The organism is Erwinia plantamica (assembly GCF_043420595.1).
Classification (GTDB): Bacteria; Pseudomonadota; Gammaproteobacteria; order Enterobacterales; family Enterobacteriaceae; genus Erwinia; species Erwinia aeris.
Window position 1 is genome coordinate 132,063 of the sequence record NZ_JBGCUC010000004.1, and the last position, 14,101, is coordinate 146,163.

Sequence of the window (14,101 nt, forward strand, 5' to 3'; positions counted from 1 at the left end):
CTTTTAAATTTGTCATCACTATCAAGCCGCCCGGCATTCTGCCCGGCGGCTTTTTTTGCGCGGTTTTCCAGGGACTATTTGTGCGGGTGGTCAGACGCTGAGCAAATATCCGCTTGCGGTTAAGATATATCATAGATATATTTTCCTCCGCTATTGAGAATAATTACGGTTTACTATTACGGGCCAGCCCCCGTCAGGAGAATTATTTTGACCGAAAAAACAGGTCGCGCTCCCCGTCGCGTAAGAAATGAACTGCGTTTTCGTCCGGTAGAAGTGATTGCGAAAACTTTCGTCGCCAACAGCTTCTACCGCATTGAGTTCGGCGGCGAAGCGCTGGCCGGTTTTAATTCGGCGGGCTTCGACGATCACGTTAAGGTCTTTTTCCCGGATCCCGCCACCGGCGAGCTTTATCTGCCCCAGGTCACGGAAGAGGGCATCGTCTGGAAAGACGGCATTCGTCCGCTGGCGCGCGACTACACGCCGCTGTACTTTAACGCGCAGAAAAACAGGCTGACGCTGGATTTTTATCTGCACGAGTCGGGCGTAGCCAGCGACTGGGCCGTTACGGCGCACCCTGGCGACAGGCTGGCTATCGGCGGCCCGCGCGGCTCGCTGATCGTGCCGGAGGATTACGCTTTCCAGCTTTACGTCTGCGATGAAACGGGGCTGCCCGCGTTCAAACGACGGCTGACCTCGCTTGGCGACAGGCCGGTAAGGCTTTATGCCTTTGTCGACGCAGCGCAGGGCAAAGCCTATCTTGGCGATCCGCCAAACGTGGAAATCGTCTGGCTGGGTAGCGGCAAAATGCAGGCTGGCGTCGGATCGCTTATCGCCGACCTGGATAAGGTTGCCTTACCGACGGACGACTACTTTATCTGGCTGACGGGCGAAGGCGCGGCGGTGAAGCAGCTCAGCGACTACTTTATCGGCAAGCGCGAGCGCGACGCCGATTTCGTCCGTGCAGTGGCTTACTGGCACGATAAGTAGGGTTGTTGTATTTTTCAGGGGGCTAACTTACTATCAATCCCCTTCAAACAGGCTCGGGCAGGCGATGAAATCACAGCGCAGTTCTCAATATGACTTATCCGGCGGCCCGGCCAGCGCCGCGCGGAGAAAACGGCGCGAAAAGATGCTGGACGCCAGCGACGTACGCCTGCTGCTGCTGCACTTTATCGCGCAGGGCGCCGCACACGGCTACGAGCTAATCAAGACGATTGAAGAGCTATCCAAAGGCGAATACAGCCCCAGCCCCGGCATTATTTATCCCAACCTGACGCTGCTGGAGGAAATGGAATGCATTGAATCCCGCGATCCGCAGGCGGCGCGCAAGGCCTATAGCCTGACCCGGGAAGGAGAGCGCCAGCTGGCAGAAGGGCAGGAAATGCTGCATGACATCATTAACCGACTCAGCTCGATGGCGATCCTCGTCAATAACCGCAGCATTCCGGAAGTGGAGCGGGCCATCAACAATATGCGTATGGCGCTGAATATGCGCCTTTCCCAGTCGGCGCTGCCGCAGCAGACGCTGCACGACATCATTGATGCGCTGGATGAAGCCGCGCGTAAAATCGAGCGCAGCTGATACAGGGCCGTTTGGCTATCAACATAAATAATCACGTTTTTTTTCTAATGTTACCGGTAACTTTGCCGATATAAGTCGCTTCTGAAACAATAATCAGGTGTGGCTATGTCCGTTTTTTCCCGAATCAAAACCTCCTCGTTCTTGCTCAGCACGATCATTGCCTTCGGCACCCTACAGCTTGTCGCTGGCATCCTCTTCCTCAGCGCGCTGGATCACAATAAAGAGAGCTTCGAAACCGCCTCGACGGCCAGCGATCAGGTGACCGCGCTGACCAATGCCTGGTATGAACTTAACGCGGCGCGTGCGGACGTTAACCGCGTGGTGATCTGGCTGCAAAAAGAGGGGCCGACCAGCAGCGTAGTGGGCGGTATGGTCGCGCACGGCAAAGCGCAGCTGGCGCTGGCCGATCGCGATTTTAAAAACTACCAGAACGGGCCGGTTATTCCCGGACTTGATGCCACGCTTAACAGCAGGCTGGCGCAAAGCTACCAGGCGTACGCCGGACAGCTTAATCAGCTGATGGAAATCGCTTCACGCCGCGATTTAACCGGCCTGTTCAGCATTAACGTTGCGGGCAACCAGAAGATTATGCAGGGCGATTACGATCGCTGGCGCGCCGCCGTTGGCCAGCTGTCAAAGACCACCTCCGCTGAAAGCAAGCAGGTATTCACGCAGATGCTGTGGCTGATGGGCGCTATTTTGCTGGTGGTGCTGAGCGCTGTGATCGTGAGCTGGTCGGTGATCAAACGCGTGCTGATCCAGCCGCTGGCGCGCGCGCTGGGGCATATCAACGCTATTGAACAGGGCGATCTGACGGAGCAGATAGCGGTCGATCCGCGCGCCCGTAACGAGATGGGCCATCTGCTTTCCGGCCTGGCGGTAATGCAACAGTCGCTGGTGAAAACCGTGGGTAACGTGCGCAACGGCGCAGATACGATTTTAACCGGCGTCAGCGAAATTGCGGCGGGCAACAACGATCTCTCATCCCGTACGGAAGAGCAGGCAGCCTCGCTGGAGCAAACCGCCGCCAGCATGGAACAGATCACCGCCACGGTGAAGCAGAACGCGGACAATTCGCATCAGGCGGCGAAGCTGGCGCTTTCTGCCGCGCAAACGGCGGAGAAGGGCGGCGCTATCGTGGACGGCGTGATAAAAAGCATCTTTGGGCTGCAGGAAAGCTCTAAAAAAATCGCGGAAATCACCGGCGTAATTGAAAGCATCGCTTTCCAGACCAATATTCTGGCGCTGAACGCGGCGGTAGAAGCCGCCCGCGCTGGCGAAAACGGCCGTGGCTTTGCGGTGGTGGCGGGAGAAGTGCGCAACCTGGCGCAGCGCAGCGCCGTAGCGGCGAAAGATATCAACGCGCTGATCGCTGAATCCTCGGCCCGCGTTGACAACGGTTCCCGGCTGGCCGGACAGGCGGAAGAGTCAATGAGCGGTATCCTTAGCTCGGTACAGCAGGTACGCGATATCATGGATGAGATCTCCTCTGCCTCTGAGGAGCAGAGCCGGGGCATCAGTCAGGTCGGCATCGCGGTGTCGGAACTCGATCAGGTGACGCAGCAGAACGCCGCACTGGTGGAGCAATCTTCTTCAGCCGCCGCCTCGCTGGAAGAGCAGGCCGCTCGCCTGAACGAAGCGGTAGCCGTGTTTCGCCTGGCCGGCAGGAAAGAGGTAGCCCGTCGTTCTGGCGTGACAGCGCTGAAATCGCCGGTGCTGGCGACCGCCTCAACGGATAACTGGGAAGCCTTCTGACCGGCGTTTAAACGTTATTAATCTAAGGCCCGATCTGTCTTCGGGCCTTTGCGTTTGCCGTCAGATCTCGCTGTAGCGAACCGCCTCAACAAACTTCGCAAAGGCGGAGGTATGCTGGCGGCGGCTGGGGTAGTACAGGTAATAGCCCGGAAAAGGCGCGCACCACTCTTCCAGCACCTTTTCCAGCTGGCCTGCCTTAACCGCTTCCTCAACGGTATCCTCAGGCACCATCGCCAGGCCAATCCCTGCCACGGCAGCTTTAATTCGGGTTTGCAGATTATTCAGCGTCAGCTGGCCGTCCACCTTCACGCGGATTTCGCGCTGCGCTTTGGCAAACTCCCAGGCATAGATACTGCCCATGGTCGGCAGGCGCATATTGATGCAGTTGTGCTGCTGCAGATCCTGTGGCGTAGCGGGCCTGCCGTAGCGAGCGAAATAAGCGGGCGAGCCCACTACAACCATCCGCCAGTCCGGCCCGATCCTGACGGCAATCATATCCTTTGCAACCTGTTCGCCCAGCCGTACGCCCGCGTCAAAACGGCCGCTGACGATATCCGTCAGGGAATTATCGGACATAATTTCGATATTCACTTCCGGCCACGCCTGTAAAAACTGTTCTACTGCGGGCCACAGGGCGAAGGTAAGGGCGTGCTCGCCCACGTTAAGGCGAATATTGCCTGACGGCCTGTCGCGCAGTTCATGCAGGGCAGCCAGCTCGTTTTCAATCTCTTCAAGGTGCGGGCCAATGGTTTTTATCAGGCGTTCGCCCGCTTCGGTAGGGGCGACGCTGCGCGTGGTTCGGGTTAACAGACGCAGCTGCAGCCGCTCCTCCAGCCCGCGTATGGCATGGCTTAAAGCGGACTGGGAAACGCCCAGCCTGGCCGCCGCGCGGGTAAAGCTTCTCTCGTGAGCGATCACCATCAGCGAGATAAGGTCGTTAAAATTTTCTTTCAGCATGGCTATCTCAGAGGTGAACAAGGCAGGGAACCAAGTGTAACCTGGCTGGGGCCGGGGTGCGACGGCTTCCTGCCATTCACCTGAGTAATTCTAAATTAAATCAAAGCACTGCAAAAAAGGCAGGCTTATCTTTACGGCAAAAGCGGGCCAGGTTTTTGAATCCGTCGCGCGTGCGGCATTTTCGCTTTATTCTGGTCATTATTGGTACTTTTTAAGCGCTTTTTTCCGCTAATCTGAATGTTGCCCCGGCGTTTTTTTAATCAGAAATTTCTTATTCAGTTACCCTGTTTTTTACCTCTCTTTTTGCCCGGGAAATTCGGCGCAATCCAGAAAGTGCTCTCGATGAAAACAGAACTATCTTAATTACAAAATCGCTACAAGCTATCTCAGGTGAGCAAATAAAAGCGGCAGTGGCGCAGATATTAACCGGACATCATTTTTACAAATACTAATACTTTAAATGTAGGGCAGAAGAAAAGTCCTGGTCCGGTTCGGGTCGACCAAATCTTATATAAGCGGCTGTTATATTTTTATTGATCTCACTCAATTTTGTTAACCTTTTGTTTACTTTTTTCTGATTAAGGCTGGCCTCTATTTTACGTGTCGGATAGAGTTGTTGTGTCAGAGAAGGAGGCCGCAATGCGCCAACAGGCCCGTGATGCCTGGCTTCTTACTTTTCAGAAAAAAATATGAGACGGTAAATGTAATATTTTATTTCATCTGGTGTCTTTCTGTGTATATTGTTGCAGCCAGTATTAACCGGGGTGCTTCGCCAGATTGACGACAAATTTTAACTAAATATTAACTATTGCCTGCGTAAGCATCACCGCTTTTAGCAGCAACTATTTTGCCAGTTTTGATATTAAGAATATGCCTGTATTTACTTGCGACGGCCGATGTGATGGAGTACCGGGGCGTCATGGAATGAATACCAGGGCAAATTTGAATTCTAATAACATTACTCAGTGCGGTTAGCATTATTTTCTATGAGGTGGCGGTATGAGAGTCGGCGTATCTAACGATAACTACCCGGAGAAACGGACGATAATTGTTGATGCTGACGTGGAATATGTGAACTTCAAAAACAAGAATATTTATTCTTATATAAATCTTCTGAACATGAAGTTTCTTAAAAAAGACAAAATTTTCCTGTTTCGGCCGCTGGTCGGTTCGCAGAAAAAAAACATTGATGTCTTTCACGTTTTCAACGAGATAGCAATAACCGACCGTAAATGGGTGGCGACGTTTGAAACCGAGCTGCCACGCATCCTGCCGCCTAAAAACGGCAGCAAAGAGGACAATCGCGCAAAGCTGCAACGGCTCTCTTCAGCGCTGACAGCCAATAATTGTTTAGCGCTGATCGCGCTTTCCGGCGCGGCCTATAAGATGGAAATGAAGCTGTTCAACGACAGCCCGGAGCTGTCGCGCGTGCTGCGCGACAAGATGGTGGTTATGCATCCGCCGCAAAAGCTCTATATGACCGAGCGACCGGCGCGTAATGCCGCCGACCCGGTTCATTTTGTTTTTATTGGCAAAGACTTTTATCGCAAAGGCGGCGGCGAAATCGTGCAGGCCTTCGGCGAACTGCTGGCCGCCAACGCTATCCAGCCGGAACAAATCAAAGTTACGCTGATAGGCGATCTTGAGAAAACGAACAACTACGCGTTCGGCCCTTATCAGGACGATCCGGCGTTTGCCCGTGAGACGGAAGCGACCATTGCCCGCTACGATCTTTTCGAGCATCACAGCGCCATGCCGAATGATAAAGTGATGCAGCTGCTGCAAAAAGCGGATGTCGGCCTGCTGCCAACCTGGGCTGAAACCTATGGGTTTTCCGTGCTGGAGATGCAGTCCTGCGGCTGTCCGGTGATCACCACTAACGTGCGTGCGCTGCCGGAAATCAATCCGCAAGAGGCGGGCTGGTTGATTAGCCATCCGCTGAACGACGATTGCGACTATGCCATTACTTCTCTGCAAGAGCGCGATGCTCTGCGTCGTAAAACGGTCGACCGCATGAAAAACATTATTGAGGATATTATTCGCCATCCTGAACAGATCCACGATAAAGCCAATGCGGCTATCGCCAGGATCCAGTCTGAGCATAACGTAGAAGCGTATCAGGCCAGGCTGAAGAAGCTTTACAGCAAATAACCTCACCACGCTTAAACAACGCCGGGAGCATGCTCAGTCTCCCGGTCTGTACAACGCCGCCTTATCCCTTTTCAGCATGCGCAATAAACAAACGCTGACGATTTCCGCGCTTTAAATGCCTGCTTTATGCACTCAGTAATGCGTATCCGGAATGCCTGCTTTATGCACTCAGTGATGCGTACCCGGAATGCCTGCTTTATGCACTCAGTTATGCCTACCTTAAATGCCTGCTTTATGCACTCAGCAACGCATACCTGAAATGCCTGCTTTATGCACTGAGTAATGCGTACCCGTTATGCCCGCTTTATGCACTCAACAACGCATAACTGAACTACCCGCTTTATGCAGACAGCAATGCGTACGCGACATAATCCTTCCGCTCCTGAATTATCACCTAAAATACATTAATTAAATGGTATTTTCTTTTTGACTGAATTTGGTTAATTTTACGTTGCGTAATTGTAATTTGAAATCAACTATCCCTGTGGTTAATTCGAGAGACGAAAATGATAAAGCTAACGAGTATTGTTATAGCAATCGTCGGTATTGCTATGCTTTACATGGGTGGGAAATTGCTGCTGTTGGGCGGGTCGCCATTCTATGTGGTGATAGCGATTGGCCTGTTGCTGACGGCTATTGCGCTGTTCAAAAATAAAAAAATTGCGCTGTCGATTTATGCAATTTTAATGTGGCTGGTGGTCGCCTGGACCATTTATGAGGTTGGTTTTGATAAGTGGCAGTGGATCCCGCGCGGCGACATTATTGGCCTGCTCGGCGTCTGGCTGGCTTTACCCTGGATTGTACGCCCGTTGTCAAAAGCGCAGGGCGCAGCTAAACCTGCCGGCTTCCATCCTTTTCTCGGCACGACAGTTATCGTTATTATCGCTCTCGTTATCGGTCTGGCTTTCTATGACCCTTATCCGCAGGCAGGCAAGCTGACCAACAAACGCACCCCGGTTGATACCGCCGTGGCGAGCAATGACTGGACGGCCTACGGCGGCACCAGCAACGGCCTGCGCTTCTCCGATCTGAAGCAGATCACTAAGGATAACGTCAGTAATCTGGAAGTGGCCTGGACCTATCACACCGGCGATCTGCGCACCGAAAAGGATGCGACGGAGTACACTTTTGAAGCCACGCCGCTGAAGGTGAACAACACCGTTTATTTCTGTACGCCGCATAATGAAGTTCACGCGCTGAATCCGGAAACCGGCGAGCTGAAGTGGAAATATCAGCCTGCGAAAGATCGTTCTTATCTGCAGCAGCACCAGACCTGTCGCGGCGTCAGCTATTATGCGCCAGAAGCGCAGCCAGCGTCAGCAGCAGAAGCGCCGGCCATGTGCCGCAAGCGCATTTTTAACGCGACGACCGACGCTAAGCTGATCGCGCTGGATGCGGACAGCGGCAAGCCATGCGCTGACTTTGGCGAAAACGGCATCGTTGATTTGCGTGCGAATATGGGCAACATTCGTCCACACGCGCTGATGCAGACCGCTGCACCGCTGGTTGCAGGTAACCTGGTGATCGTTGGTGGCTCGGTGATGGATAACGGCTTTAACAGCGGTAACCCATCCGGCGTTATTCGTGCTTATGACGTCACCAGTGGTCGCCTGGTCTGGAACTTCGATCCGGCTAATCCGCAGCAGACGCAGCCGCTGCCGGCAGGCCAGACCTATCCTCAGGACACGCCGGTTGCGTGGGCTACGCTGAGCGCCGATTTGAAAAATGGCCTGGTGTACGTGCCGTTCGGCAACGCATCGCCAGACGAGCTGGGCAATCGCCGCGACGCTAACAGCAATACAGAGAAGTTCCGCGATACCCTGGTAGCGCTGGATTTAAAAACCGGTGCCTTTAAATGGCGCTTCCAGTCATCCAAAAACGACCTGTGGGATCGTGATAATCCTTCCCAGCCTTCGCTGCTGGATATCGACTATCAGGGCAGCCGTCAGCCAGTGGTGATCCTGCCAACCAAAACCGGCAACCTGTTTGTACTGAACCGGTTGACCGGTCAGGCCGTCTATCCTGTTAATCAGGTAGATGTTTCTACTACAGGCGGCGTGCAGGGCGAGAAGTTTTCGCCGACTCAGCCCGTTTCGGCGCTGAACTTTATCCCGGATCCGCTGAAAGAGAAGTCGATGTGGGGGCTGACGCCGTTCGATCAGATGGCCTGCCGCATCGAATTTAAATCTATGCGCTATGACGGCAACCCGTGGACGCCTTCTACCGAAGCGGGCACCATTGTCTTCCCCGGCAATATCGGCGTATTTAACTGGGGCTCGGTGGCCATCGATCCGGAACGTCAAATTCTGATCGCTTCGCCGGTACGTCTGGCTTACAAGTACAACCTGATCAAGCGTACCCCGGAAACGGAAAACAAACGTCTGTTTACTAAAGACGGCACGCCATACTGGAACGAGAACTTTGAAGGGGATTACGCGATCCATATTCAGCAGTTCGCCTCCAGCCTGGGGATCCCGTGCATTGCTCCGCCTTGGGGCCGTATGGTCGGTGTCGATCTGACTACCGGTAAAACCGAATGGCTGCGCCGCGTGGGCACTACCAAAAACCTGAAAACCACCTTCCTGCCGGGCCGCTTCCCGATTGGCTTCCCTATGGGCATGGTGGCGCACGGCGGGCCGCTGACTACGGCGGGCGATCTGGTGTTCCATGGCGCAACGGCGGATAACTTCTTCCGCGCTTACGACATCAATACGGGCGAGCTGCTGTGGCAAACCGAGCTGCCGGCAGGTGGTCAGGCGACGCCAGCCACCTATATGGGCGCGGATAACAAGCAGTATGTGATTATCGCCGCAGGCGGTCACGGTTCGCTGGGCACCAAAGCAGGGGACAGCGTTGTCGCCTGGCGCCTGAAGCAATAGTGGCGTAATAAAAACACGGACGGCAGGATGCCGTCCGTTATTCATTTGTTCATAACGATGTCGACATCACCGTCACACCAGCAAAAAACCGCAGCTTTACGTCCGCTATGCCAGCAAAAAACCGCAGCTTTACGTCCGCTCCGTCAGACAAAAATCAGCTTTGCAGCAGTCAGGCTAAGGATCGCTACCATAAACATGCAGGCCGTCAGCCACTTAGTCTGTCCGGTTAGCGCTTTATACATCTCGACCCGCAACAGGTTCAGATCGTTCCTGACCTCAGCCAGCTCTTCACGCGTAGCCAGTCCGAGGATATCGCTTTTGGTGGCAAAGGTCTCCATACGTTCAGCCATCACCTGCAGAGCGCTTTTGGTGGCGAAGGTGTCGGCGCGTTCAGCCAGCACCTGCAGATCGCTTTTAGTGGCAAAGGTGTCGGCGCGTTCAGTCAGCACCTGCAGATCGCTTTTAGTGGCGAAGGTGTCGGCGCGTTCAGCCAGCACCTGCAGATCGCTCTTGGTAGCAAAGGTGTCGGCGCGTTTAGCCAGTACCTGCAGATCGCTTTTGACAGCGTGCATTTCGGCTCGCGTAGCCAGCTCGCGAATATCGCTTTTAGTCGCAAAGGTGTCGGCACGCGCAATCAGCGTCTGTAGGTCGCTTTTAATCGTATTCGTTTCGGCTTGCGAAGCCAGCTCGTGAATATCGCTTTTAGTGGCGAAGTTATCGGCACGCGAGGCCAGCGCGTTAAAATCGTTTTTAGTAACGAAAGTTTCGGCCCGCTCGGTTAATATCGCTAAATTGAGCTTTATCTGATGCGTATCCTGTTCCAGCCGGTCAAAACGGTTAACCTGCCTGCTCATCGGCTCTCCTCCCTGTGATTTTGCCCTTGCGCGCGCTCGTTTTTCCTTCCCGGACACGAGCGGCGATTTCCTTAACGCAACGCGATCGTAAAACATAGCAGAACTCCTTTTTCTGTCCCGCCGCTATATTATTGCGGCGAGAGAAGAATGAAAAAGGAATTTACTGCTGCCAGGGAGTTTAACACTGGATATTCGAGATGGCTTCAGCTTTTTGCAACACTGCCATGAGATTTACATTTTTTCTGAAGCAGCTTCATATTAATGCCCAAATGCCCAAACGCCCAAATGGGCCGCACAGGAAATAACGGGCAGCCGGTATTAATGCTGCCCGTATAATAACGCTAACCCGTTAATTTAAACCTTAACGGTATTCAGCATATAGTCGGCCAGGCGCAGACTCAGCGCGGCGCCGGTCAGCGTCGGGTTCATGCAGGAGGCAGAAGGCATCACGCTGGTGCCGGCGATAAACAGGTTAGGGTGGTCGTGGCTCTGGCACTGTCTGTTAACCACGGAGTCAGCCGGATTATCGCCCATAATTGTGGTGCCCATAATATGCTGGCGATCCTGATAACCCGTATCAATTTTTGATATATCCGCATTTAGTAGCTGAGCAAATTTATCAAAATCCTTCAGGCCCTGTTCTTTTCCTGCGTGCCAGTAGTCGGTGACGCTGTAATATATTTCTGGTACAGGTATCCCTATTGCGTCCTTTTTGGTTTTGCTGGGGACGATACGATTTTCCGCCAGCGGCAGCGTCTCAAAGTCGATAGCGAAATTAAGCGAACGCGCCGACATCCTTTTTAATTCCTCATCCAGCTTTGAGCCGAGCACGCCTTTCTTAATCAGCGAGGCCGCATAGTCCGCCGTTGGCACCGTATTACGTACTTTTATTTTATAGCTGGGGAAATCCTTGCGAAAATCACCGTCGCGATTGTTGAGGTAAACCAGCAGTTCCGTTGGCCCCTGGCCTGGCCAGACATCCTCATTCATCATTACGTTCATGCTGATGCCGGTATGGCCCATCAGATTGCGACCCACCTGGTCGGAGCTGTTGGCAATGCCGTGCGGATAGCGTTCGGAAGCGGACATCAGCAGCAGCTTGGGCGACTCAATCCCGTAGGCGGCCAGCACAAAGTAGTTAGCGGTCAGGTGATGGTTGCTGCCATCGGGACGGCGATACCAGATGCCGCTGATGTTACCTTGCTCATCGGCTTCTATTTTATAAACCACCGAGTTATCCAGCAGCTTCGCGCCGTGACGCTCCGCCTCATCAATATGCATTGAGCCGTCATATTTTGCCGCGATTGGGCAAACCGGATTGCAGTTATTGTTGCCCGCGCAGGCCGGGCGCTGACCATAAGGCCGCGTGGCGCGACCGTTCGGCTCCATCACCGGATGATAGCCGCCTTTGCCCAGCAGGACGGAAAGCCGTTTAAAAAGATAGCTGGGCTCCAGCCCCTTCATCGGAAAAGGCGTGGAGCGCGGCGGCCAGGCTTCGCCGCCGTGTCCGCTCTCATCCTGGCCGTCCATGCCCGACACGCCCAGCTCTCGTTCGGCCTCGCCGTACCAGGGCTCCAGATCCTGATAGGCGATGGGCCAGTCGCGGCCCCGGCCATACAGGCTTTGCAGTTTGAAATCGTTCGGGATCATGCGCCACAGCGCGGAGCCAAAATGCCAGGTGGTGCCGCCAACCACGCGCAGGTATTTGGTCGGGTATTTTACCGGGCCGGCCTGCTGTAAGTAGTCGCCATAGGTTGAAGGGACGTGGGGCAAATCGGGATAGGGTGAGCCCACGCCCTGGAGTTTCATATTGGTGAGGGACATCTTAAAAGGCGAATTGCGAAAGCGCTCGACGATTTCCTGACGCTTAACGCGCGGGCCGGCTTCGACGATAATCACCGATTTTCCCGCCTTTGCCAGTTGGGTCGCGACCAGACCGCCCATGACGCCGGAGCCAATGACGATCACATCGGCATCGATATTTTTCATTGCTGACCTTCCATTTTAACCGTTTCGGGATTGCTGCCCCAGGAATCCGGGCCGCTGCCATAGGTCGGCACCACCAGAATGCCCTGCGTTGGCTGATACATCATGGCGTCGGCGTAGGCGATAAGTTCGCTTTTCGCACCTTCGCCGACCACGCCGGTGTACCAGCTGCCAATAATCAGCGAGGCGGTGCGGAAAAGCGGCGTATCGCTGGCCGTGGCCTGCAAAAAGTCATCGACGTGGGCAAAGCGCCGTTCGGCGAGATAATCCGCCAGCGCGGCGAAGCGGGACGGGAAATCCACATAGTGACGCTCCAACGCGGCATAATAACGCTGGCTGAGAATGGCGCTGACCGGGCGGCTGACCAGAAAAGCGGACAGCGCGTTAAAATCGGCGGCAGCGGGCTGCGCGGCAAGCTGACGCGGAAAAAGAGTGGCGCAGCAGGCGCTGAGGGAGAGCGCGGCCATGCCTTTCAGCAGCCGGCGGCGGCCGGGATTAGTGGGCTGCATGTTGCCTCCTGTTTCGACGGCGTAATACAAGGCCCGCGACGATAAGTACCACCACAAGCAGTAACCCCAGTAGCGCGGCGGGACGGGTTAATTTGACCAGTAAAGGCGTATCGCCGCCTTCACGCAGCTGCTTCACCCGTTCAGGCGTAACGACTACCGCCGGATTGCCGAAGTTTTTCAGTACGTAGTTGCTGACGTCAGCAATCTGCCGATCGCTGAGGCGATTGGTAAATTCGGCATCAGGGCCGAAAGCGGGCATAGCGATATCATCCCGCCGAACGCCAAACAGGATGGCGGAAACCAGATTATCGGGCTGAGGCGCGCCGGTGGCCGTGTTGTGAAACAGGGAAGGGTAGCGATCGTTACCCTGACCCTGGGCCTGATGACAGTTGGCACAGCTGCCGCTGAAAACCTGCCAGCCGGGATCGTTTTGCCCGCTCTGGCCGCGCAGCCGCTGTTCGGCATCCGAAGCCTGACCATAGCTGTCGCGCGCGCGGCCGGTGCCGCTGTTGACCGCCGGAACCTGGCGCAACCAGGCGGTAATCGCCTGGATGTCCCCATCGCTAAGATGCGCCAGACCGTGCTCAACCGCTTCCGCCATTGGCCCGGCGGCCTGGGCTTTGGCGATATGCCCGGTTTTCAGGTAGCGCGCCAGCTCGTCGTGGCTCCAGCTGCCGATGCCGGACTGCGCATCAGGCGTGATATTGGGCGCATACCAGCTACCCAGGCTGCTGCCGGAAAAGGCGCGATCGTTGTCCTGCGCCAGCAAAAAATTACGCGGCGTATGGCAGGTATCGCAGTGGGCCAGCGCGTTGACCAGATAGTCGCCGCGATTGATCTCCGGCGACTTATCCGGCTGCGGCACAAAGCGCTGGTTCTCCGCAAACAGCCAGTTCCAGACCAGCATTGACGCGCGGATGCTGAAGGGAAAAGGCAGGTGCGTCTGCGGCGCGGCGCGATCCACCGGCGCAACGCCGTGCATAAAATAGTGATACAGGGCGTGAATATCCTCGTCGCTGATTTTGTTGTAGGCGGTATAAGGCATAGCGGGATAGAGATGGCGCCCCTGTTTATCGATGCCTTCACGCACTGCCCGCGCAAACTCCGCCTCGCTGTATTCGCCGATGCCGTAACGGGTTGAGGGCGTAATATTACTGGCATAGATATCACCCAGCGGTGAGTGGATCGCATAGCCGCCCGCCATCGGCGCGCCCTGCTGTGGCGACGTGTGGCAGGCGCCGCAGTCGGCGGCCAGCGCAAGATATTTTCCCTTAGCGATAAGATCTTGATCACCCGAAGGCTGCACGGCGGCAGACGTTATCCCGGTGAAAAGGATCAGGCTCATCGCCAAAGGCAGACTTAATCGTCTCACCTGACATGCTCCTGTAAAAAGAAAAATGCTGCCGCCCTGTAGCCGGGCGGTTCGTC

The 14,101-nt window shown here is 54.9% G+C and carries 10 protein-coding genes; 5 read left to right on the plus strand and 5 right to left on the minus strand.

Annotated features, from left to right (window positions below; all coding sequences use genetic code 11):
- The first annotated feature begins 204 nt into the window (after positions 1-204).
- The 3 genes from AB3U87_RS05320 (at position 205) to AB3U87_RS05330 (ending at position 3,337) form a co-directional block, all read left to right on the plus strand.
- Positions 205-987, plus strand: a complete 783-nt coding sequence (locus AB3U87_RS05320) for a siderophore-interacting protein (RefSeq protein WP_253460984.1) — start codon at positions 205-207, stop codon at positions 985-987.
- Between the two features lie 64 nt (positions 988-1,051).
- Positions 1,052-1,582 (plus strand): PadR family transcriptional regulator, encoded by a 531-nt coding sequence (locus tag AB3U87_RS05325; RefSeq protein ID WP_253454266.1) that lies wholly within the window; start codon positions 1,052-1,054, stop codon positions 1,580-1,582.
- A gap of 105 nt (positions 1,583-1,687) precedes the next feature.
- A complete protein-coding gene (locus tag AB3U87_RS05330; protein ID WP_253454265.1) occupies positions 1,688-3,337 on the plus strand; it encodes a methyl-accepting chemotaxis protein in 1,650 nt (549 codons plus the stop codon).
- Positions 3,338-3,397: 60 nt separating this feature from the next.
- Here the strand turns inward: AB3U87_RS05330 and AB3U87_RS05335 are convergent, their stop codons facing one another.
- Positions 3,398-4,294, minus strand: a complete 897-nt coding sequence (locus tag AB3U87_RS05335; RefSeq protein WP_394148649.1) for a LysR family transcriptional regulator — start codon at positions 4,292-4,294, stop codon at positions 3,398-3,400.
- A gap of 999 nt (positions 4,295-5,293) precedes the next feature.
- Here AB3U87_RS05335 and AB3U87_RS05340 point away from each other — a divergent pair.
- On the plus strand, positions 5,294-6,445 hold the full coding sequence (locus tag AB3U87_RS05340; RefSeq protein ID WP_394148650.1) for a glycosyltransferase family 4 protein: 1,152 nt from the start codon (positions 5,294-5,296) through the stop codon (positions 6,443-6,445).
- A gap of 506 nt (positions 6,446-6,951) precedes the next feature.
- Entirely contained in the window at positions 6,952-9,324 is a 2,373-nt protein-coding gene (locus AB3U87_RS05345; protein ID WP_301250871.1) for a membrane-bound PQQ-dependent dehydrogenase, glucose/quinate/shikimate family, read from the plus strand.
- Between the two features lie 143 nt (positions 9,325-9,467).
- On the opposite strand, the gene AB3U87_RS05350 is transcribed toward AB3U87_RS05345, so the two are convergent.
- The 4 genes from AB3U87_RS05350 to AB3U87_RS05365 form a co-directional block, all read right to left on the minus strand.
- Positions 9,468-10,178, minus strand: a complete 711-nt coding sequence (locus AB3U87_RS05350) for a hypothetical protein (RefSeq protein WP_394148651.1) — start codon at positions 10,176-10,178, stop codon at positions 9,468-9,470.
- 354 nt (positions 10,179-10,532) lie between these two features.
- Positions 10,533-12,167, minus strand: a complete 1,635-nt coding sequence (locus AB3U87_RS05355; RefSeq protein WP_301729572.1) for a GMC family oxidoreductase — start codon at positions 12,165-12,167, stop codon at positions 10,533-10,535.
- Complete coding sequence (locus AB3U87_RS05360; RefSeq protein WP_394148652.1) at positions 12,164-12,673, minus strand: sugar dehydrogenase complex small subunit; 510 nt, start codon at positions 12,671-12,673, stop codon at positions 12,164-12,166. The genes AB3U87_RS05355 and AB3U87_RS05360 overlap by 4 nt, the downstream gene beginning before the upstream one ends.
- Entirely contained in the window at positions 12,660-14,018 is a 1,359-nt protein-coding gene (locus tag AB3U87_RS05365) for a c-type cytochrome (protein ID WP_394148695.1), read from the minus strand. Before AB3U87_RS05365 ends, AB3U87_RS05360 begins: the two co-directional genes overlap by 14 nt.
- Positions 14,019-14,101 lie beyond the last annotated feature (83 nt).